General features: G+C 72.0%; 26 protein-coding genes and 1 pseudogene. 24 read left to right on the top strand and 3 right to left on the bottom strand.

Going from position 1 to position 20,568, the window contains the following annotated elements; all coding sequences use genetic code 11:
- The first annotated feature begins 196 nt into the window (after positions 1-196).
- The 6 genes from IEZ31_RS42595 to pstB all read left to right on the top strand — a co-directional run bounded on the left by IEZ31_RS42595 (position 197) and on the right by pstB (position 6,073).
- On the top strand, positions 197-898 hold the full coding sequence (locus IEZ31_RS42595; RefSeq protein ID WP_190255825.1) for a winged helix-turn-helix transcriptional regulator: 702 nt from the start codon (positions 197-199) through the stop codon (positions 896-898).
- Positions 899-916: 18 nt separating this feature from the next.
- A complete protein-coding gene (gene mshD / locus IEZ31_RS42590) occupies positions 917-1,837 on the top strand; it encodes a mycothiol synthase (RefSeq protein WP_190255847.1) in 921 nt (306 codons plus the stop codon).
- A 237-nt stretch (positions 1,838-2,074) separates the two neighbouring features.
- Positions 2,075-3,196, top strand: a complete 1,122-nt coding sequence (gene pstS / locus IEZ31_RS42585; RefSeq protein WP_190255824.1) for a phosphate ABC transporter substrate-binding protein PstS — start codon at positions 2,075-2,077, stop codon at positions 3,194-3,196.
- A gap of 11 nt (positions 3,197-3,207) precedes the next feature.
- A complete protein-coding gene (pstC, locus tag IEZ31_RS42580) occupies positions 3,208-4,197 on the top strand; it encodes a phosphate ABC transporter permease subunit PstC (protein WP_229836602.1) in 990 nt (329 codons plus the stop codon).
- A complete protein-coding gene (gene pstA, locus IEZ31_RS42575) occupies positions 4,197-5,279 on the top strand; it encodes a phosphate ABC transporter permease PstA (RefSeq protein ID WP_229836599.1) in 1,083 nt (360 codons plus the stop codon). The genes pstC and pstA overlap by 1 nt, the downstream gene beginning before the upstream one ends.
- 17 nt (positions 5,280-5,296) lie before the next feature.
- Complete coding sequence (pstB, locus tag IEZ31_RS42570; protein WP_190255822.1) at positions 5,297-6,073, top strand: phosphate ABC transporter ATP-binding protein PstB; 777 nt, start codon at positions 5,297-5,299, stop codon at positions 6,071-6,073.
- Here the strand turns inward: pstB and IEZ31_RS42565 are convergent.
- Together IEZ31_RS42565 and IEZ31_RS42560 are read right to left on the bottom strand one after the other, a co-directional pair.
- Positions 6,070-6,831: an NUDIX hydrolase gene (locus IEZ31_RS42565; RefSeq protein ID WP_190255821.1), complete on the bottom strand. Its 762-nt coding sequence runs from the start codon at positions 6,829-6,831 to the stop codon at positions 6,070-6,072. The two genes, pstB and IEZ31_RS42565, sit on opposite strands and share 4 nt — an antisense overlap.
- A gap of 9 nt (positions 6,832-6,840) precedes the next feature.
- Positions 6,841-7,257 (bottom strand): hypothetical protein, encoded by a 417-nt coding sequence (locus tag IEZ31_RS42560; RefSeq protein ID WP_190255820.1) that lies wholly within the window; start codon positions 7,255-7,257, stop codon positions 6,841-6,843.
- Between the two features lie 56 nt (positions 7,258-7,313).
- On the opposite strand from IEZ31_RS42560, the gene IEZ31_RS42555 reads away from it, so the two are divergent.
- The 3 genes from IEZ31_RS42555 to IEZ31_RS42545 are packed head-to-tail and all read left to right on the top strand — an operon-like array spanning position 7,314 to position 10,495.
- Positions 7,314-8,291 carry a Gfo/Idh/MocA family protein gene (locus IEZ31_RS42555; protein ID WP_190255819.1) on the top strand — a complete coding sequence of 326 codons (978 nt, stop codon included), beginning with the start codon at positions 7,314-7,316 and terminating at the stop codon, positions 8,289-8,291.
- A 42-nt stretch (positions 8,292-8,333) separates the two neighbouring features.
- Complete coding sequence (locus tag IEZ31_RS42550) at positions 8,334-8,660, top strand: hypothetical protein (RefSeq protein WP_190255818.1); 327 nt, start codon at positions 8,334-8,336, stop codon at positions 8,658-8,660.
- On the top strand, positions 8,660-10,495 hold the full coding sequence (locus tag IEZ31_RS42545; RefSeq protein WP_190255817.1) for a M91 family zinc metallopeptidase: 1,836 nt from the start codon (positions 8,660-8,662) through the stop codon (positions 10,493-10,495). The genes IEZ31_RS42550 and IEZ31_RS42545 overlap by 1 nt, the downstream gene beginning before the upstream one ends.
- Here the strand turns inward: IEZ31_RS42545 and IEZ31_RS42540 are convergent.
- Positions 10,492-10,866, bottom strand: coding sequence for a DsrE family protein (locus IEZ31_RS42540; RefSeq protein WP_229836596.1), 375 nt, complete (start codon positions 10,864-10,866; stop codon positions 10,492-10,494). The genes IEZ31_RS42545 and IEZ31_RS42540 overlap by 4 nt on opposite strands.
- Before the next feature lie 12 nt (positions 10,867-10,878).
- On the opposite strand from IEZ31_RS42540, the gene mtfM reads away from it, so the two are divergent.
- From mtfM to IEZ31_RS42470, 15 genes and pseudogenes are all read left to right on the top strand, one after another.
- Positions 10,879-10,983 carry a small membrane protein MtfM gene (gene mtfM / locus IEZ31_RS58375; RefSeq protein ID WP_268241736.1) on the top strand — a complete coding sequence of 35 codons (105 nt, stop codon included), beginning with the start codon at positions 10,879-10,881 and terminating at the stop codon, positions 10,981-10,983.
- Positions 10,980-11,567: a heme-binding beta-barrel domain-containing protein gene (locus IEZ31_RS42535; protein WP_229836593.1), complete on the top strand. Its 588-nt coding sequence runs from the start codon at positions 10,980-10,982 to the stop codon at positions 11,565-11,567. The genes mtfM and IEZ31_RS42535 overlap by 4 nt, the downstream gene beginning before the upstream one ends.
- Positions 11,568-11,577: 10 nt before the next feature.
- On the top strand, positions 11,578-12,003 hold the full coding sequence (locus IEZ31_RS42530) for a Fur family transcriptional regulator (protein WP_190255815.1): 426 nt from the start codon (positions 11,578-11,580) through the stop codon (positions 12,001-12,003).
- Positions 11,997-13,061 (top strand): CAF17-like 4Fe-4S cluster assembly/insertion protein YgfZ, encoded by a 1,065-nt coding sequence (ygfZ, locus tag IEZ31_RS42525; protein WP_190255814.1) that lies wholly within the window; start codon positions 11,997-11,999, stop codon positions 13,059-13,061. The genes IEZ31_RS42530 and ygfZ overlap by 7 nt, the downstream gene beginning before the upstream one ends.
- A 157-nt stretch (positions 13,062-13,218) precedes the next feature.
- Positions 13,219-14,055: a beta-keto acid cleavage family enzyme gene (locus tag IEZ31_RS42520; RefSeq protein ID WP_190255813.1), complete on the top strand. Its 837-nt coding sequence runs from the start codon at positions 13,219-13,221 to the stop codon at positions 14,053-14,055.
- The gene (locus tag IEZ31_RS42515) at positions 14,048-15,001 is read left to right on the top strand and encodes an asparaginase (RefSeq protein WP_190255812.1); all 954 of its coding nucleotides are present in this window, start codon (positions 14,048-14,050) and stop codon (positions 14,999-15,001) included. The genes IEZ31_RS42520 and IEZ31_RS42515 overlap by 8 nt, the downstream gene beginning before the upstream one ends.
- 69 nt (positions 15,002-15,070) lie before the next feature.
- Positions 15,071-15,416, top strand: a pseudogene (locus IEZ31_RS42510) (helix-turn-helix domain-containing protein); the annotation flags it as partial.
- Between the two features lie 55 nt (positions 15,417-15,471).
- Positions 15,472-15,906, top strand: a complete 435-nt coding sequence (locus IEZ31_RS42505) for a hypothetical protein (protein WP_190255810.1) — start codon at positions 15,472-15,474, stop codon at positions 15,904-15,906.
- Between the two features lie 69 nt (positions 15,907-15,975).
- On the top strand, positions 15,976-16,302 hold the full coding sequence (locus IEZ31_RS42500) for a DUF2516 family protein (RefSeq protein ID WP_190255809.1): 327 nt from the start codon (positions 15,976-15,978) through the stop codon (positions 16,300-16,302).
- Positions 16,303-16,307: 5 nt separating this feature from the next.
- Entirely contained in the window at positions 16,308-17,195 is an 888-nt protein-coding gene (locus tag IEZ31_RS42495) for an alpha/beta fold hydrolase (RefSeq protein WP_190255808.1), read from the top strand.
- A 34-nt stretch (positions 17,196-17,229) separates the two neighbouring features.
- Positions 17,230-17,994, top strand: coding sequence for a S8/S53 family peptidase (locus tag IEZ31_RS42490; RefSeq protein ID WP_190255807.1), 765 nt, complete (start codon positions 17,230-17,232; stop codon positions 17,992-17,994).
- Positions 17,995-18,002: 8 nt separating this feature from the next.
- The gene (locus tag IEZ31_RS42485; protein ID WP_229836590.1) at positions 18,003-18,575 is read left to right on the top strand and encodes an RNA polymerase sigma factor; all 573 of its coding nucleotides are present in this window, start codon (positions 18,003-18,005) and stop codon (positions 18,573-18,575) included.
- Positions 18,572-19,003, top strand: a complete 432-nt coding sequence (locus IEZ31_RS42480) for a hypothetical protein (RefSeq protein WP_190255806.1) — start codon at positions 18,572-18,574, stop codon at positions 19,001-19,003. Before IEZ31_RS42485 ends, IEZ31_RS42480 begins: the two co-directional genes overlap by 4 nt.
- A gap of 90 nt (positions 19,004-19,093) precedes the next feature.
- Positions 19,094-19,831, top strand: coding sequence for an alanyl-tRNA editing protein (locus IEZ31_RS42475; protein ID WP_190255805.1), 738 nt, complete (start codon positions 19,094-19,096; stop codon positions 19,829-19,831).
- 322 nt (positions 19,832-20,153) lie between these two features.
- A complete protein-coding gene (locus IEZ31_RS42470; RefSeq protein ID WP_190255804.1) occupies positions 20,154-20,504 on the top strand; it encodes a hypothetical protein in 351 nt (116 codons plus the stop codon).
- The last annotated feature ends 64 nt before the right edge of the window (positions 20,505-20,568 follow it).

Raw genomic sequence — 20,568 nt, 5'->3', positions numbered from 1 at the left:
AGAAGGGGGGACCCCGGGACCGCACGGGTGGGCCCATATCATGTCGACGGAAACGGCGGGGTGTGGCTCACCCAACTGTCTCGATCCGCGGTCGGGCAGCTAGCAAAACGTGAATACTCAGATATTCTCGTGCGGGATACACCCACAACCCCGTCAGTGTTGCCGGGACACTGCGCCGCGGCGACGGAGGTGACTCGTGGAGATTCTGCTGCTGACTGCGGCGCCCGCGGGGCAGGTGGTCCTACCGGGCCTTGACCTGCTTCCCCACACGGTGCGCACCGCGCCTCGCGACGTGCGCACGCTGGTGAGCGGGCCCAGCCCCGACGCGGTGGTCGTCGACGCCCGCACCGAGCTCGCCGACGCGCGGGCCACGTGCCGGATGCTGCACGCCACTGGGCTCGGTGTGCCGCTGCTGGCCGTCGTCACCGAGGCCGGCCTGGTCGCGCTGCACGCCGACTGGGGCCTCGACGACGTCATCCTCGCCACCGCCGGCCCGGCCGAGATTGAGGCGCGGCTGCGCCTGGCCGTCGGCCGGCTCAACTCGGCGGCCGCGGCGAGCGGCGGCATGATCAAGGCCGGCGAGCTCTCGATCGACCCCGACACCTACGCGGCGAAGCTCAAGGGACGCCCGCTCGACCTCACCTACAAGGAGTTCGAGCTGCTGAAGTTCCTCGCCCAGCACCCGGGCCGGGTGTTCACCCGCGACCAGCTGCTGCGCGAGGTCTGGGGCTACGACTACTTCGGCGGCACCCGCACCGTCGACGTGCACGTCCGGCGGCTGCGGGCCAAGCTCGGCTCGGAGTACGAGTCGATGATCGGCACCGTCCGCCAGGTGGGCTACAAGTTCGTCGTCCCGCCGGCGCGCCCGCTCCACGAGTCGGAGCCGGTAAGAGTCTGATCGCCCTCCGCCGGTTACATTGACGTCGTGCTGCAGCGCTTCGAACACCTGGACCCCGATCAGATCGCTCAGGTCGAGCGGCTCATGCAGGCGGCGGGTGACACCGACGGCGCGCTGCCGCTGTCCGAGCACGTCGTGCTGCACCTGCGCCACGGCGGCGAGGCGCCGGCGATCCACCTGCTGGCGTATGAGGGCGACCGGGTCGTCGGCTACGCGCACATCGACACCACCGACGCCGTCGAGGGCGCCGCGGCGGAGCTGGTCGTGCACCCGCTGCACCGCCGCCACGGCATCGGCCGCGCGCTGGTGACCGAGGCCATGCGGGTCGCCGACGAGCGCAACGACGGGCGGCTGCGGCTGTGGGCGCACGGCGACCACCCGTCGGCGTCGGCGCTCGCCATCCGGCTCGGGTTCGACCGCACCCGGGTGCTGCTGCAGCTGCGCCGCTCGCTGTTCGCCCCGCTCGACGAGGTGCGCATGCCCGAGGGCGTCCGCCTGCGGGCGTTCCGGCCCGGCGTGGACGACGAGGCCTGGCTCGCGCTCAACGCGGCCGCCTTCGCCGACCACCCCGAGCAGGGCAAGTGGACGCTCGAGGACCTTCACGTGCGACTGCGGGAGCCGTGGTTCGACGCCGAGGGCTTCCTGCTGGCGGAGTCGGAGCGGGACGGCGGTCTGCTGGGCTTCCACTGGACGAAGGTGCACGGGCACGAGGCGCACGACCCGATCGGCGAGGTCTACGTGCTCGGCGTGTCGCCCGACGCGCACGGCGGCGGGCTCGGCAAGGCGCTGACGCTGGCCGGTCTCTGGTACCTTCGCGCCCGCGGCCTCACCCAGGTGATGTTGTACGTCGACGAGAGCAACACGCGCGCCGTCGCGCTCTATCAACGGCTGGGTTTCGTCCGTTGGTCGAACGATGTTTCCTTCCAGCGCACGCTCTAGACGTTGACGCCCCAAAACGGACACAGTGCACCTCGGCTGGGCAGTTCACCCAATGGCCAACTGTCCTCCGACCAGGCGTCACCTGTCGCCCTGGACCTGTTCACCCTGCGTTCACCCTCTCCGGGCGGGAAGGTTACCTGCCGCTCTTAGCGTCGCTTGCAGTCGACGACCTGCGTCGGCCTTCCGACATACCTCCCCAGGTCACGGAAGACGGAACATCCCGACGAAGGGACCGCAGTGAACCTCAAGCGGCACGGCCTCATCGCCGGCATCGCGATCACCGCGACGCTCGCGCTCGCCGCGTGCGGCTCGGACAACGAGACCCCCAGCACCCCGGGTGCCGCCGGCTCGTCCGGCGCCGCCGGTGGTGGCAGCATTGCCTGTGCGACCGGCTCGCTGACCTCTCAGGGCTCGTCCGCCCAGAAGAACGCGATGGACGAGTGGATCAAGGCTTACCAGCAGGCCTGCTCCGGCGCCAAGATTGACTACCAGGGCACCGGTTCCGGCGCCGGCATCACCGCGTTCACCGGCGGCACCGCCGACTTTGCCGGCTCGGACTCCGCCCTCAAGGACGGCGACGAGACCACGAAGTCGACCGCGCGCTGCGGTGGCAGCCCGGCCCTCAACCTGCCGATGGTCACCGGCCCGATCGCGATCGCCTACAACCTCGACGGCGTCAAGGACCTGCAGCTCAAGCCGGCGACGCTCGCGAAGATCTTCAACGGCTCGGTCAAGACCTGGGACGACGCGGCCATCAAGGCCGACAACCCCAGCGCGACGCTGCCGTCGACCCCGATCCTGGCCGTGCACCGCGCGGACTCGTCGGGCACCACGGAGAACTTCACCGACTACCTGACCAAGACCGCGGCCAGCGACTGGACCTTCGGCAAGGACAAGGTCTGGAAGGCCCCGGGCGGCCAGGGTGAGCAGAAGTCGGACGGCGTTGCCGCCGCGCTGAAGAAGAGCGCCGGCTCGATCGGCTACGTCGAGTGGTCGTTCGCCAAGACCAACAGCCTCGCGACCGCGAAGGTCTACAACGGCGCCGGCGAGTACACCGCGCTGACCGGTGAGGCCGCTGGCAAGACCGTTGCCGGCGCCAAGATCACCGGCACCGGCGACGACCTGAAGCTGTCGATCGACTACGCCACCAAGGAGGCCGGGGCCTACCCGATCATCCTGGTGACCTACGAGATCGTCTGCAGCAAGGGCACCGCGGCCGACAAGCTCGCGCTCGTCAAGGGCTTCCTCGGCTACACCGCCAGCGCCGACGGCCAGAAGGTGCTCGACAAGCTGGGCTACGCCCCGCTGCCCGAGTCGGTCCGGGCCAAGGTTGAGACCTCGGTCAAGAACCTGGCCTGACAGGAACCTCGTTGAGCCAGCAGACTCTGCCTGCCACCTCCGCCGGTTCGCCCGGCGGAGGTGGTGGTCTTCCGCCGCGCAAGCGATTCGGCGGGGACGTCATCTTCCGCGGCACCGCGACGGCTGCCGGCTCGATGGTGCTGGTCATCATCGCCGCCATCGCCGTCTTCCTCATCGTCAAGGCCATCCCGGCCATCAGTGATGACAACGCGAACTTCTTCACCTACAAGGAGTGGTTCACCGACGGTGACGATCCGAAGTTCGGTATCGCCGCGACGGTGTTCGGGACGATCCTCACCGCCTTCCTGGCGCTGCTGCTGGCCGTGCCGGTAGCGCTCGGCATCGCGCTGTGCCTCTCGCACTACGCGCACCGCCGGGTCGCCACCACCCTCGGCTTCATCATCGACCTGCTCGCCGCCGTCCCCAGCGTCGTCTTCGGCCTCTGGGGCCGCGACTACTTCTACGAGCCGGTGAGCAACCTTTCGAAGTGGCTGCACGACACGTTCGGCTGGCTGCCGATCTTCGGCAGCGAGGGTCCCTACGGGAAGTCGGTCCTGCTGGGCTCGATCGTCCTCGGGATCATGATCCTGCCGATCGTCACCTCCCTCTCCCGCGAGGTCTTCATGCAGACCCCGCCGGAGAACCAGGAGGCCGCGCTGGCCCTGGGCGCGACCAAGTGGGAGATGATCCGCACGTCCGTCCTGCCCTACGGCAAGGCGGGCATCATCGCCTCGGTCATGCTCGGCCTGGGCCGCGCGCTCGGCGAGACGATCGCCCTGGCGCTGACCCTCGGCAGCGTGTTCGCCATCAACTTCGACCTGCTGGGCCCCGGTGGCGTCACGATCGCCTCGAACATCGCCAACCGGTTCGCCGAGGCCAACGAGTTCGGCCGCGGCGCGCTGATCGCCTCCGGTCTGGCGCTGTTCGCCATCACGCTGGTCGTCAACATGGCCGCCCGGGCCATCGTGTACCGGCGCCGTGAGTTTGTCGGGAGCGCATGATGAGCGTCGAAACACCCACCCGGCTGGGCTTCCAGGACGCTCACCAGCTGCGCGTCAAGTCGCTGCCGTCGTGGGCGCCCTGGGCGACCGCCGCGGCGGCGATCGCCGTCTCGTTCGTGCTGGTCTACCTGACGTCGTACGGCGGGATGATCCTCACCGGCGTCGTCGCCGCGCTCCTGTTCGTGATCTTCATGGGCGTCGCGGCAACCTTCGTCGAGGGCGGCCGGTCCGCCCGCAACCGGATGGCCACCATCCTGATCTACGGTGCGTTCATCCTCGCGCTGCTGCCCCTGATCTCGGTGGTCTGGACGCTGCTCAGCAAGGGCACCTCCCGCCTGGACGCCAACTTCTTCAACACCTCGATGAACAACATCGGCGTGTTCGACGAGAAGGGCGGCGCCTACCACGCGATCGTCGGCACGATCGAGCAGGCGGGCATCGCCACGCTGATCACGGTGCCGCTCGGCATCATGGGCGCGGTCTACATCGTCGAGTACGGGCGCGGCTTCCTGGCCAACGCGATCCGCTTCTTCGTCGACGTCATGACCGGCATCCCGTCGATCGTCTCCGGTCTGTTCGTGCTGTCGTTCTGGGTCTTCACGATCACGCCGCTCTACAACGACGGCCGGCCGGAGTACTCCGGCTTCGCGGCGGCCCTCTCGCTCAGCGTGCTCATGCTGCCGACGGTGGTCCGCTCGACCGAGGAGATGCTGCGGCTGGTGCCCACCGCGCTGCGGGAGGGTGCCTTCGCGCTCGGCGTGCCGAAGTGGAAGACGATCACCAGCATCGTGCTGCCGACCGCCGGCCCCGGCATCGTCACCGGTGTCATGCTCGCCGTGGCCCGCGCCGCCGGCGAGACGGCCCCGGTCCTGCTCGTCGCCGGTGGCCTCAGCGCGATCAACTTCAACGTGTTCAGCGGCGGTCAGTCCTCGCTGTCGCTGTACGTGTTCCAGCAGGCCGGCGTGGCCTCCGAGTTCGCTCCCGGGCGGGCCTGGACGGCGGCTCTCACACTGGTCGTGCTCGTGCTGGTCCTCACCGTCGCGGCGAAGCTGCTCGCTCGCCGGAACAAGCTCGCTCGATAGACACTGGAGCCCCCCAAATGGCAAAGCGGATCGAAGCCCACGGCGTCACGTCGTACTACGGCTCGTTCAAGGCGATCGACGGGGTCTCGATGACCATCGAGCCCAAGTCGGTCACCGCGCTGATCGGACCGTCCGGCTGCGGCAAGTCCACGTTCCTGCGGTCCATCAACCGCATGCACGAGGTCCTGCCCAACGCGCGGATCGAGGGTCAGCTCCTCATCGACGGGCAGAACATCTACGACCGTGACGTCGACGTCACGGCCGTCCGCCGCATGATCGGCATGGTCTTCCAGCGGCCCAACCCGTTCCCGACGATGTCCATCTTCGAGAACGTGGTCGCCGGCCTGCGCCTCAACGGCGTGAAGAAGAAGTCGGTCCTCGAAGAGGTCGCCGAGAAGGCGCTGCGCAGCGCCAACCTGTGGAACGAGGTCAAGGACCGGCTCGGCCGCCCCGGCGCCGGCCTGTCCGGTGGTCAGCAGCAGCGCCTGTGCATCGCCCGCACCATCGCGGTCGAGCCGCAGGTCGTGCTCATGGACGAGCCCTGCTCGGCCCTCGACCCGATCTCCACGCTGGCGATCGAGGACCTGATCACCGAGCTCAAGAACCAGTACACGATCGTGATCGTCACGCACAACATGCAGCAGGCGGCCCGGGTCTCGGACCGGACCGGGTTCTTCTCGATCGACAAGACGGGCGACCCGGGCCGGCTCATCGAGTACGACGACACGGCGAAGATCTTCACCAACCCCTCGGTGAAGAAGACCGAGGACTACATCACGGGCCGCTTCGGCTAAAAAGGGCGGATGGCGTCGGCCGGATCCCGGGCCGGCGCCGCCGCCAGGGCCGCCGCGATGCTGCCGGCCGCCGCGAGCTCCGAGAGCGTGTGGACGGTCGGCGGCAGCATGGTGAACCGGCCGTCCGCCGCGTCGGCCGGCGCGCACCAGACCGTGGCGTCGGCCTCGCCGCCGACGTCGCGGGTCAGCTGCCCCTCCGGCAGCAGGGCGAGAAAGAAGTAGGTGTCGAAGCGCCGGGGTTCGAACTCCGGCGTGATCCACCGCGACCACGGCACCAGCAGGTCGCTGCGCAGCACCAGCCCCCGGCGGCTGAGGAAGTCGGCGAAGCCGAACTCCCGCGCGATGAGCGCGAGCCGGGCCTCCTCCCACTCCGGGCCGCTCACGTCGCCGACGACCGTCTCCGGCGACGGCCCGGCCAGCAGGACGCCGGACTCCTCGAACACCTCCCGCACCGCCGCGCAGACGACGGACCGGGCCACCGACTCCTCCAGCCGCAGCCGCCGCGCCCACTCGTCCGGCGCCGGGCCGGCCCAGCCGGGGTGCACGGCGGCGTCCCGGGGATCGACGCCACCGCCGGGGAAGACGTACATCGACGCCGCGAACGCCATCGTCGGCACCCGCCGGATCAGGTAGGCCTCGAACGGCTCGCGCAGCAGCACCACCGTGCTGGCCAGGCGCACCTCAGCCGGTACGCCACCTTCTTCCGCGAACCGTCGGGCTCGTTCCGCCAGCGCGGGCGGCAACCGGTACTCCACCATGAGGCAACGCTAAGGGGTCGCCTCGTGGCCGGGTGCGCCGTGGGTGCGCCGAGCCTCCTTCATCTCCGCCTCGAAGACGTGCCGGCGGCCCTGAACGAGCTCGTCGCGGGCCTCCCGCTCCAGCTCGCGGAACAGCGCGTAGTAGCCGTCGTCGAACTCCTCGACGAGCTGAAACGTCCAGCGGCCCGGGATCACGTTGCGGCCGATCAGCTCCGTGTCGATGCGGTCGGCGAGCGGGTCGTGCCCGGCGGCGCGCAGCAGCGCCACGGCCTCGTCGAGCATGAGGTCGGCGTGCCCGATGAGCTGGTGCAGGTCGTACAGGCGCCCGCGGGCGCGCTCCACCGTCTCCAGCGCCTCGCTGAGCTTGCCGAGGCCCTCGACGGTCCGGTCCGACACCCCGTCCGGGCGGCGATCACGAGGTTTCACCGCCCCCCGATACCCGGTCGATCATGGACCCAACCACGGAGGACTACGCTCTCGCCATGGCCGACCGCATTCGCTGGGGCATCCTGTCCACCGGCGTCATCGCCACCAAGTTCGTCGAGGACCTTCGCCTGCTGCCGGATGCCGAGGTTGTGGCGGTGGGATCCCGCAGTACCGAATCCGCACAGCGATTCGCCGAGGCACACGGCATCCCGCGGGCCCACGGCTCGTGGCGCGACCTGGTCGAGGACGACGGCGTCGACGCCATCTACGTGGCCACCCCGCACACCGCGCATTACGAGGCGACGATGCTGTCCCTCGGCGCCGGCCGGGCGACGCTCACCGAGAAGCCGTTCACGCTCGACGTCGCCTCCTCCGAGCGCCTCGTGGAGACCGCCCGCTCGGCCGGCGTGTTCCTCATGGAGGCCATGTGGATGCGCTGCTTCCCGGTCATCCGCCGCATCGCCGGGCTCATCGCCGACGGCGCGATCGGCGACCTGGTGAGCGTGCACGCCGACTTCGGCATCCAGGGTCCGTTCGAGGAGACCGGCCGGCTGCGCAACCGGGCGCTCGGCGGCGGGGGCCTCTACGACGTCGGGATATACCCCGTGACGTTCGCGCACCTGTTCCTCGGCGCCCCGAGCGAGATCCACGCCTGGGCGCGGATGAGCTCGGGCGGTGTCGACGAGAACACCGGCATGCTGTTCGGCTACGAGTCGGGAGCGGTGGCCGCGCTGACCTGCTCGCTGCTCGGCGACAGCGCGCGCCGGGCCACGATCACGGGCACAACGGGCCGGTTCGAGATCCCGCGCGACTTCTTCTGCCCGCCGGAGTACACGCTCTGGCGGGGCGACGAGCCCGAGCGGGTCGAGATGCCGTTCGAGGGCCTGGGCTACCACTTCGAGGCGGCCGAGGTGCAGCGCTGCCTCCGCGAGGGCCTGACCGAGAGCCCGCTGATCCCGCTGTCCGAGACGCTGGAGATTCTTCGGGTTTTGGACGTTGTACGGGCAAAGGTCGGTCTTGACTATTCGGCCTGATCGGGCCGCGGGCCGCGGGGTGGCCTAGCTACCCTGCGGCCTATGGGGAAAGAGATCCGGGTCGATCCCAGCACGCTCGTCGACCTGGCCACGGCGAGCCTGGCCGCGGCGGACCGTGCCGGCGCCCGCTACCGGGCCGGCTTCCGCCACCTGCCGGTCCCGTCGTCCGCGCTGGGTGACCTCCCGGCCGCGGCGGGCGTGGCCCACACGGCCGACGGACTGCTGGCCGACGCCCATGACGCGGTGAGCAGTCTGGCGGCGGCGCTGGAGGTGGACGCGGACGCCCTGCTGCGCACGGCGTTCGCCTACCGCGCGGCCGACGTGGCGGCCGACTCGCGGCTGGGCGGCTCCCGCGGACCCGGCCGCTGATGGCTGCCTGGGACCTGCGGGCCGATCCGTCCGCGCCCGCCGCCGCGGCCGGCGTCTGGTGGGCGGTGGCCGCCGACCTCCGGGGCGCCCGCGACCTCCTCGACCGGGCGGCGGCGCCGGTCGCCTGGGCGGGCGACACGGCCGACACGTACCGGTCGCACCGCGCCCGGCTCGGCGCCGACCTGGAGCGGGCAGCCGCGACCGCCACCGCGACGGCGGTCGCGTTCGACGGGATCGCCGCGCTGCTGCGCCGCGGCCAGGCCGCCCTCGACGACGCCTTCACCCGGCAGGCGCCCGACGCCGAGGCGACCGCGATCCGGGCCGACGTCGACCGGGGGCTGCTGCAACTGGGTACCGCTTTGTCGGCGGCCCGGCGGGAGTGGGCCGACCTCCGTCGCGACTGGGCGGCGATCGCCGCCGGCCGCATGGACGACTGGCTGGTCCCCGCCGCCCGGGACGCCGACGGGTTCGCGGCCGGCGGCCTCTACCTGGTCAACACCGGCGACGGCGACGACGTCGTGGAGATCCGCGGCGACGCGGTCGTGGTCGGCGGCGTCGCGATGACCGTGCCGGCCGGCGCCCGCGTCGTGGTCCGCACCGGGGGTGGCAACGACACCGTCCGGGTGACCGGCGGCGGCGCGGTCACCGTCCTCGGGGGCGACGGCGACGACCGGCTCACCGGCTCGACCGGCGACGACACCCTGCTGGCGGGCGCGGGCAGTGACACGGTCGTCGCCGGCTGGGGCGACGACCGGGTGTCGCTCGGCCCCGGCGGGCCAACCGCCGAGCATGCCGTGCTCGGCCCCGGCGACGACCGGCTCTGGGGCAGCGACGCCGCCGAGGAGGTCGACGGCGGCGCGGGCGACGACCTGCTGTTCGCCGGGGCCGGGGACGACACGGTCGCCGGCGGGCTCGGCGACGACCTGCTCAGCGGTGGCGCCGGCGACGACGACCTCACCGGCAACCGGGGTGACGACGCGGTGTTCGGCGAGGACGGCCGGGACTACACCGACGGCGGCGCCGGCCGCGACCTCGTCGACGGCGGGGCGGGCGACGACACCGTGTACGGTCTGTCCGGCGACGACGTCCTGCGCGGCGGCGAGGGCGCCGACTTCCTGGAGGGCGGGGCGGGCAACGACCGGCTCGACGGCGGCGCGGGCGCCGACGTCCTGTCCGGCGGGCGCGGCGCCGACACGCTCGACGGCGGCCCGGGCGACGACGTCCTGTACTCCGGGGACGGCGCCGACGCGGTCACCGGCGGGGACGGCGACGACCGCCTCTTCGGCCAGGCCGACGACGCCGTCGGCGGCGTCGAGCGGCTCGTCGCCACGCCGATCCGCGGCGATCTCGGAACGCTGGTCGTGCCCGACGGCGACCGCGAGTTCGAGGAGCGCGTGGCGGCCGACCTGGACCTGCTGCGCGCCTCGCCGACCGGCCAGCAGATGCTCGCGGCGCTCGACGTCGTGGTCATCCGCGAGACCACGGACGCGAACGGCTACGCCCGGCCGGAGGCGATCCGCTACAACCCCGGCTGGCAGGGGCTCCCGGGCTCGGCGCCGCCGATCGTGACCCTCTTCCACGAAATGGCGCACGTCTACGATCACGCACACGGTATTTCGAATCACCGGCCGTACAACGGGGCGAGCGGCCGGGACGTGGCCAACGGCGCGCCGGTGCCCAACCTCGAGCGCCAGGCGGTCGGCCTGCCGATCGACCACGACGGCGACCCGGGGACGCCGAACGAGGTCGATCCGGCGCACCCGCTGCGGTACACGGAGAACGGCCTGCGGGCAGAGCTCGGCCTGCCGCCGCGGGCCACCTACGGATCGCCTTAGTAAACGAGGGCCTGGGCGTCGTCCTGGAGGGCCTCCTCGACGAACACGGCCGCGCCCGCGATCCGGACGCCCGGGATCACGTCCTCCGGGCCGATGCCGCGGCGGGCGGCGCACTGCGTGCACAGGGTCACCGTGCCACCCGCCAGGATCGAGTCGAGCAGATCGGCGAGCGGCGCGGCGTGCGCCAGCTCGAAGGTCTCGGCCCGCCCGGGCAGCGCGAACCAGGCCGACTCGCCGGTCAGCCAGAGCGAGGTGGGCACCCCGCCGGCGACGGCGGTCGCGGCCACGGTGAACGCCTGCGAGCAGCGCTCCGGGGCGTCCGCCCCGGCGGTTGCCTTGACGACGAGAGAACGTGTCATGCCTCGCAGCATAGGATCGGGGGGATGGTTACCGAGATCGGGTTCGTCAGCCTGCTGGTCGCCGGCATGGGCGGGCTGGCCGGCGGGCTGATCTATCTCGCGGTGCGGGTGTCGAGGGGGCGTTGGTGACTGAGGTCGAGCCGCCGCCGTGGGCCGGTCTGGCCCCGGTGGGCGAGTATCCGTATGAGGAGACGCACGACCTGCGGACGGGGCCGGACCTGCATCCGGCGCTGCTGGGCATGCTCCCGCTGGTGGGCGTGTGGCGCGGGCGGGGCGAGGGCGACTACCCGACGATCGAGGGCTTCCACTTCGCCGTCGAGATGCGCTTCAGCCACGACGGGCGGCCGTTCCTGTTCTACGAGTCGCGCGCCTGGATCATCGAGTACGACGGGACGCCGATCCGGCCCGCCCAGCGCGAGACCGGCTTCTGGCGCCCGGTGATGAAGGACGGCAAGGCGACCGACGAGCTCGAGGTCGTCACGTGCTCGCCCACGGGCATCGTCGAGCTGTATGCCGGTGTGACCCGCAGCACGACCCAGTGGCAGATGGCGACCGACGGCATCGGCCGGACGGCCACCGCCAAGGAGGTCCGTGGCGGCCAGCGGCTCTACGGGATCATCGACGGGGCGTTGCTGTACACCTTCGATCTCGCCGCGGTGGGGCAGGAGCTGCAGTCCCATCTGTGGGCGCGACTCGAGCGGGTGGCGGGCTAGCCTTTATCCCGTGGAGGAACTGGCCGAGGTCCTGAGGTCGCGTGGCTTGCGGTTGACCGCGCCGCGGCAGCTGGTGCTGGAAGCGGTGTATCGCCTGCGCCACGCGACTCCCGATCAGATCCACGCCGACGTCGCCGAGCGCGCCGCCGGGGTCAACATCACCACGGTGTACCGCACGCTGGAGCTCCTCGAAGAGCTCGAGCTGATCACCCACGCGCACCTGTCCCACGGGGCACCCACCTACCACCCGGTGGGCGAGCACTCGCACGCCCACCTGGTCTGCCGCGGCTGCGGCTCGGTGGAGGAGCTGCCGACGAGCACGCTTGACGGCCTGTCCGGCGAGCTGCTCGACACGCGCGGGTTCCGGCTCGACATCGGGCACGTCGCCCTCTTCGGGCTCTGCGGCAAGTGCGCGCCGGAAGGAGCATCATGCTGAGCGCCGTCCCCGTCGCCGCCCTCGACCCGACCGATCCCGATGCCGGTGCGGTCGCCCACTACGGCGACCCCAACCGCGAGCAACGCATCCTGGACACCGAGGCGGGCCTGGTCGACCGCTCGCACCGCAGCGTGCTGGCCGTCCCCGGCGCCGACCGGCTGGGCTGGCTGCACAGCCTGACCACCCAGCACCTGGAGTCCCTGCCGCCGATGACCGGCTCCGAGCTGCTGGTCCTCTCCCCGCACGGCCACGTGGAGCACCACGCCGTCCTCACCGACGACGGCGGGACGACCTGGCTCGACCTGGAGCCCGGCGCCGGCGACGGCCTGCTCGACTTCCTCAACCGCATGCGCTTCCTGATGCGCGTGGAGCCCGCGAACGTCACCGACGACTGGGCGCTGCTGTCGATCGTCGGCCCCCAGACGGACGAGGCCCTGGTCACGCTGGGTGTCGGCCCGCTGCTCCCGCCCGACTCGGTCCCGGTCCCCGAGGCCAAGTTCGCCACGGGCACCGTCCCACCGCGCCCGACGGTCCGCTACTCCGCGGCCCGCCTACCCGACCTGGACGGCTGGGCCCGCCGGATGCCCTTCGGCGCCGACCTGCTGGTCCCACGGGCCGCGGTCCCCGACCTGGTGGCCGCGGCCGGCCTCCCGCCGGCGGGCATCTGGGCGTTCGAGGCCCTGCGGGTGGCCGCCCGCCGCCCGCGCTTCGGCTTCGAGACCGACCACCGCACCCTGCCGGCCGAGGTGGGCTGGACCGCCGCGGCGGTCCACCTGGAGAAGGGCTGCTACCGCGGCCAGGAAACGATCGCCCGGGTCCATCACCTGGGCCGTCCGCCCCGCAAGCTGGCACTCCTGCACCTCGACGGCGTGACCACCGACGAACTGCCCGCCCGCCACACGCCGGTCGAGCTGGCGGGCCGGGCGATCGGCTTCGTCGGCACGGCGGTGCGCCACTACGAGCTGGGGATGATCGCCCTGGCCGTGGTGAAGCAGAACGTGGCCGCGGACGCCGTGCTCCAGGTGGGGCCCTCAACCGCCGCCATCGACCCGTCCTGACCCGCGACCGGCACGGACCGCCGGCCGCGGGCTCAGGCGGGCCCATGATCGGTGGAGACCTCCGGCGACCAGGAGGCTCTGTCGATCATGGGCCCCCGAGCGGCCGCCCAGCGAGAATGCGGTGGTCAGCCGCGCGGCGTGGCAGGATCGGGCCGTGATGACAACGACGTTGATCACGGTGGCTCCCACCGGTGCGGAATCCCGCAAATCAGACGTGCCAGCCCTGCCGGTGACCCTGGCCGAGCTGGTCGCGACCGGCAAAGAGTGCGAAGCGGTAGGGGCGAGCGTGATCCACGTCCACCTCCGCGACGACGACACCAACCCCACCCTCGACCTCGGCCGCCTCAAGGAGGCCGTCGCCGCCCTCAGGGCCGAGACGAACCTCATCGTCCAGCTGTCCAGCGGCGGTGCCGTGACCGACCCCGAGGAGGACCGGCTCCGGGTGCTCGACGCCGAGCCGGACATGGCGAGCTGCACCATGGGCACCGTCAACTTCGGCGACGACGTGTTCCTCAACCGGTGGGGGTTCGTCGTCGAGCTGCACACGAGGATGCAGGAGAGGGGGATCGTCCCCGAGTACGAGATCTTCGACCTCGGGCAGCTGACCAGCCTGCATCGGCTGCTCGGCAAGCATGGCCTGCCCAGCGGCGGGCACGTGCACGTGGACTTCGTCATGGGCGTCCCCGGTGGCATGCCGGGCACCGTGCCGGCCCTTGCCGCGGGGCTGCAGGCGCTCGCCGATCTTCCCAGCGGCACCACGTTCTCGGCGACCGGCATCGGACGGAGCACCCTGCCGGTGCTGCTGGCGTCGCTGGCCGCGGGCGGGCACCTGCGGGTCGGCATGGAGGACACCGTCACGTACGCGAAGGGGCAGCCCGTCGAGAGCAACGCCCAGCTCGTCGCCCGCGCCTCCGGATTCGCCCGGCTGGCGCAGCGGCCCCCGATGAGCGCGGCCGACGCACGTGAGCTGCTGGGGATCAAGCACAATGGCTGACGCGTACCTGGGTGGCGAGCCGCTCGCCGAGGTCGTCCGCAGCGGGTTCGTCGAGAGCCGGCACAGCGGTTCGGTCGTCGTGCTCGGCGCCGACGGAGAGGTCACCGCCTGGGCCGGTGACGTGATGGGCGCGATCTTCCCGCGCTCGTCCAACAAGCCGCTGCAGGCGGCCGGCATGCTCCGGGCCGGGCTGCGGCTCGACCCGCTGCGGCTCGCCGTGGTCGCCGCCAGCCATCGTGGCCAGCCGGTGCACCTTCAGGCGGTACGACATGTGCTCGAAGAGGCCGGAATCCCCGAGTCCGCCCTCGGATGCCCCCCGGACTATCCGCTGTCGGAGGACGCCCGCGACGAGCTGATCCGCGCCGGGCGGGGCCGCGAGCGGCTGTTCATGAACTGCTCGGGCAAGCACGCCGGGATGCTGCTGACGGCGGCGCTCAACGGCTGGCCGCTGGAGACCTACCTGGAGCCGGAACATCCGGTACAACTCGGGATCAAGGCGGCCCTGGAGGATCTTGCCGCGGAACGGGTCACCGAGGTCGGCGTGGACGGCTGCGGAGCACCCCTGCTCGCGCTGTCGCTGCGCGGCCTCGCGGCCGGCGTCCAGCGCCTGGTCGAGGCCGGGACCGGCACCCCCGAGCGGGCGGTCGCCGACGCGATGCGCGCGCATCCCGAGCTCGTGTCGGGCAGCGACGAGGGCGGCGACGACACGCGGCTCATGCGCATCGTCCCGGGCCTGCTGGTGAAGAGCGGCGCCGAGGGCGTGCTGGTCGCGGCCATGCCGGGCGTGGGCGCGGTCGCGCTAAAGGCCGACGACGGCGGGATGCGGGCCCGGGTGCCGGTGCTCGTCTCCGCGCTGCGGCGGCTGGGTGTTTCGGTTGACGGCGAGGTGGAAGTTGCCGTGAACGGCGGCGGGCGGCCGGTAGGTGTGGTGAAGTCGATCTGGTGAGCGGACTCACGCTAGCGGGAGTTAGCATTTTGCTTGCTACAGCAAGCAGGGCGAGCTACGGTCGGTAGCGTGACTGAAGAGCCGCGCGATCTGGGCGGGTTCATCCGGGACCTGCGCCGCAACGCGCGCATCTCGCTCCGCCAGCTCGCCGAGCAGGCGGGAGTCAGCAACCCATATCTCAGCCAGATCGAGCGTGGCCTGCGCAAACCCAGTGCCGAAGTGCTGGCGCAGCTCGCGAGTGCACTGCGGGTGTCGACCCCGTTGATGTACCTGCGCGCCGGCCTGCTGGAGCGCGAGGGCCACGACGTGCTGGCCGCGATCGCCGCGGACGGTGACCTCACGGTCGCCCAGAAGCAATCGCTCACGCAGATCTACGAGACGTTCCGCCGGGAGAATGCGCGCAACGCCGCCGAGGGCCCTGGCGAAGTCGACAAAGCGAAAAAAGACGACAAAGACGACAAGGAGGCCACATGACCACCACCACGAAGAAGATCCCGACTCCGCTGTATGCCGCGGCCGGCGCCGGCGACTACGCCTACGAGCAGCTGCGCAAGCTGCCCGGCCAGGTGGCCCAGCTGCGCGACCGGGTCGGCGACCTGCGTCCGGCCGGCGCCGACGCCACCCTGCGGGCCGACATCGACCGCCTGGCGGTCGTCGCCCGCCGCAACGCCGGTGCCTTCCTGGCCAGCGCCCAGGCCGGCGCGCAGGTCGTCCAGCACCGCGCCGCCGCCGTGTACACCGGGCTCGTCGCCCGCGGTGAGAAGGTGGTCGGCAACGCCCGCACCGCCGAGGCCAGGATCGAGCTGGAGCCGGCCGAGAAGACCGTGACCACCGAGGTCAAGGCGACGACGCCGGCGAAGAAGACCACCACCGCGGCCAAGAAGACGGCCGCCGCCAAGAAGTAACCGGGAGTTTCTCGGAGCCCTCCGGCACCGTCTCGCACGGGCCGGGGGGCTTCGGCATAAGCTCAGGGGATGGTGAGTGCGGTGCCGGTGTTCTACGCACAGGTCGAGTGGTATATCGCGATCGTCGTGTGGGTCTTCTGCCTGGTGCTCGGCGCGGCGGCGTTCCTGCACTGCATCGTGCAGCGCGCGGACGCGTTCCCGGCGATCGGCACGATGTCGAAGGCGATCTGGCTGGCGCTGATCGGTGGCGGCGAGTTCTTCACGGCCATCTCCCCGACCATCGGGCTCGGCTTCCTCGGCATCTTCCCGCTGATCGCGGCCGGCATCTTCGCCGTCTACCTGCTGGACATCCGACCTACGCTGCGTGACGCGGTCGACGGGCACGGCTCCTGGTAGGGCCCATGGACTTCCGCTGGCCACCCCCGCCCGACGGGCGGCCCGACCGCTTCCGCCCGCCCGTCACCCGGGGCCCGCAGACCGGGCGGCCCACCCTCCCGGCCCCGCCGACCGAGCAGATCGCCACCCCGCACGGCGTCGAGCTGGAGTGGCTGGTCACCGGCGAGGGCGACCCGGTCACCGTCTTCGCCCACGGCCTCGGCAGCGGCATCGCCGAGACCCGCCCGCTGGGCAGCGCCGTCACCGGCCGCAAGGCCTTCTTCCACTTCCGCGGCCACGGTCACTCGGCCGCGCCGGGCGGCCAGTGGACGTATGAGGACCTCGCCCGCGACCTGCGCGCCGTCGCCGACCTGTCGGGCGCGACCCGCGCGCTCGGGGTGAGCATGGGCGCCGGCGCGCTGTGCCGGCTGCTCGCCGACAACCCGGGCCGGTTCGACCGCGCCGTGTTCTTCCTGCCGGCCGTGCTCGACACGCCCCGCCCGGCGGCGGCCCAGGACCGGCTGACCGCCCTGCTGGAGTCGATCGAGGCCGGCGACGCGGCAGCGGTGGCCGACGTGATCTCGCAGGAGATCCCGTCGCAGATGCGCAACACGCCCGCGGTCTGGGCGTTCCTGCGCCAGCGACTCGACCAGCTGATGCGCGACGGCCTGGCCACCGGCCTGCAGTCGCTGCCGGAGCAGGCCGCGATCGACGACCGGGCGGCGCTGTCGTCCGTGACCGCGCAGTGCCTGGTGCTGGGCTGCCGGGGCGACGAGCTGCACCCGGCGGCGGTGGCCGAGCAGCTCGCGGAGGCGTTGCCCGACGCCGAGCTGCACGTGTACGACCGGCCGGGCATCCTCTGGACCCAGCGGGCCGACCTCAGGTCACGAATCTCGACGTTCCTCAACGCCTGACGTATCAGGGCGCCGCGCGGCTCCTCTGTCTGGCATGGACCCCTTCGAACAGTCCGACCTGATCGTCGACCTCGACCATCTGCCGGCGGTCACCCAGTGGCTGCGCGGGCGGAAGATCCGGTTCGCCGAGGTCGAGCGGCACGAGACGCTCCGGCTGGCACTGCTGCGCCTGCCCGGGGCCGAGTGCCCGCTGTGGCTGGAGAGCACGATCGCCGAGCTGCGGGACGCGTTCATGTTCGAATACGCGGGCTGGACCCCGCTTGTCGGCAAGAATCGGCACGTCCTGCCCGTTCCGCACCATGCCGCACCGGCGGGAGTCCCGGATGCCGGCGAGGGGGTCCGGGTCGGCGTGGTCGGCCCGGGGGAGGCCGTGGTCCGCGCCATGGCGCCCCGCGCCGAGGTCCGGTCGGTGCCGGCGGCGACCGCCTGGGCGGCGGCGACGGCCATGGCGGGGTTCGAAACCGACGTGCTGTACGTGGCGGTGACCTGCACGCCCTACGACGGCCAGCCGCCCCTGGCCCTCCAGCGCGCGGTCGACGTCCTCGGCCCGCGGGTCGTCATCGTCACCGCGGCCGGCCCGCAGACCGGCTACCCGGCCGCCTGCGCCGGCGTGGTGACCGTCGGCCTGACCGGGCAGGAGGCGCCCTGGCTCGACTGCTTCGCCGACGGCGGGGCGGCCACCGTGGCCGGCCTGGTCGCGGCGGGCACGGTGCCCGGCTCGGTGACCGCCCGCGAGGCGTACGAGAAGCTGCTCGCGGGCGGCGACCCGATGGTGCGCCGCTATCTGCCGCCGGGATGATGGACGGCATGCGGGACGATCCGACGCTCGTCGCCCTGGTCCTGGAGGCCCGCGGCGGGAGCCAGGCCGCCTGGGACCAGCTCGTCGAGCGGTATGCGCCGCTCGTCTACGGCATCTGCCGGCGGTATGGGCTGACCGGCATGGACGTCGACGACGTCGGCGCGTCCGTCTGGCTGCGCCTGGTCGAGCGGCTGGAGACGATCCGCGAGCCGGCCGCGCTGCCCGGCTGGATCGTGACGACGACCCGCAACGAGTGCCTCCGCGCGCTGCGCGCCCGCCAGCGGACCATCCCGGCCGAGCCCGACGAGCGGCTCGCCGACGACGACCCGCCCTTCGACGACTGGCTCGTCGCGCAAGAACGCGGCATCGCGCTGCGGGCCGCCTTCGCCGGCCTGCCGGACCGCTGCCGGCAGCTGCTCGCGCTGCTCTTCGCCGACCCGCCCACGCCGTACAGTGAGATCAGCGCCATCATCGGCATCGCCGTCGGCGCCATCGGGCCGAACCGGCAGCGCTGCCTCGACCGGCTGCGCCGCGACCCGGCCCTCGCCCCCCTGCTGGACGCAACGGAGGTCGCGCGATGAGCGACGACTCGCTGCTGGAGGAGCTCGGCGCGGCGATCCGCGACGCCGGGCGCGTCCCGGAGTCCTTCCGCGCCGCCGGCCGGGCGGCCTTCGCCTGGCGCAATGTCGACGCCGAGCTGGCGTCCCTCTCCGTCGAGCCGGCGGCCGCGGCCGGCACCCGGGCCGAGCCGGCCGCCCTGCGGGCGTTCACGTTCGCCGCGCGCGAGCTGTCCATCGAGGTCGAGGTGACGGCCGACGCCCTGGTCGGCCAGGTCGTGCCGCCCCGCCCCGGCCGCATCGAGCTGCGCACCGGCGCCGGCTTCGAGCAGGCCACGGACGTCGACGAGGTCGGCTGGTTCGCGTTCCGTCCCTTGCCGACCGGGATGTTCCGGTTGTACCTCCACACGCCGGACGGCTCGCAGATCCTGACCGAATGGGTGACCTTGTAACGCATCACCGGCGCCGCCCGGCGCTCCTACCTGTATGGAGAAATTGCTCGCCCGCTGGGCCGGTCCGACCCGGGTCTAAAGTCGCCAGGTATGGGTGTCACGCATCACGGACGTACTCACCGGCTCGACCTCGCCGACCCGACCCTTCGCGAATGGACCTGCACCGTGCTGTCCTCGGACCCCGAGGAGGGCATCGTCCTGGACCGTTCGGCGTTCTACCCCGGCGGCGGTGGCCAGCCGCCGGACCACGGCGTCCTGCTGTGGCAGGGCGTGCAGACCCGGATCACGGGCACCCGCAAGGGCGACGACCTGTACCTGCTGCCCGCCGAGGGCGACCCCCTCCCGCCGCCCGGCACCGAGGTCATGGGCGCGGTCGAGGACGACCGCCGCACCAAGCTCATGCGCACCCACTCGGGCCTGCACGTGATGTGCGGCGTGGTGTTCCGCGACTTCGGCGCCCTGGTGACGGGCGGCTCGATGGAGCCGGCCGAGGCGCGCATGGACTTCAACCTCCCCGAGGTCCCCACCGACTTCAAGGCCCGCCTGGAGGAGCTGATCAACGCCGAGGTGGTGGCGGACCGCAAGGTCGTCACCAAGGTCCTGGCCCGCGACGAGGCCCTGGCGCTGCCGGACATCATCCGCACCCAGGCCAACCTGATCCCGGAGGACGAGGAGGAGATCCGCATCGTCGACATCGTGGGCCTGGACTCGCAGGCGGACGGCGGCACCCACGTGGCCTCGACGTCCCAGATCGGCCGCGTCCAGGTGGTGAAGGTGGAGAGCAAGGGCAAGGCCAACCGCCGCGTCAGGGTCCGCCTGGCCGACTGACTTCCTCGTACGGTTGATCTAATGGCCTTGTGGCCCTATATTCGGTGCATCGGATCGTTGATCCTCACTCGGGGGAGGAAAAGGTGACCACACACCGATCGGATCGAACCCAGATTCCCGCCGGTCCGCCGCCCAACTGGGCGTGGGATCGGCCAGAACCCCCGCTCCCGCCCCACACGCCCGGACTGGGCGCCCGGCTTCTCCGGGAGCGCTGGGGCGCGGACCGGGTCCCGGACATCACGCCGGAGGGCGAGCGTTTCGTCGACGAACTCATCCAACGGGCACGAAGGGACGGTGCGGGGCGGGGCCGGGACCAGCGCTGATGTTCATCCTCGACGCAAGTGCCCTGGCGGCGTTGTTCAACTCCTACGACCCCGTCTTCCAGGTCTGGCTCAAGGCCGACCGGGACGACCTGATGATCGGTTTCCCCGCCGCCGCCATGGTGGAGGCGAGCGACCGGATCGGTGCGCGACCGGGCGACTGGGAGCTGTTGTTGCTCTCGGCCGGCGTGGTGGTGCTGCCCCTGGACCAGACGGCGGCCGCGGCGATCGGCACCTGGCGCGGCTCGGTGGCCGCCTGTCAGGCGGTCTGGGAGTCGCGGGCGACCGGGTGGCCGGTGCTCACGTGTGACCCCAAGCAGTACGAGCCCGGCGAGCACGTCTACCCCGTCTGAAACGCGACGCCCCGGCGCGGCGTGGGGTCTGCGTCGCGTCGGGGCGAGGGCCGGGTCGGTGCCC

Origin of the sequence: Dactylosporangium sucinum (genome assembly GCF_014647515.1) — a bacterium.
Classification (GTDB): domain Bacteria; phylum Actinomycetota; class Actinomycetes; order Mycobacteriales; family Micromonosporaceae; genus Dactylosporangium; species Dactylosporangium sucinum.
This window is presented reverse-complemented; position numbering and strand designations above follow the sequence as displayed.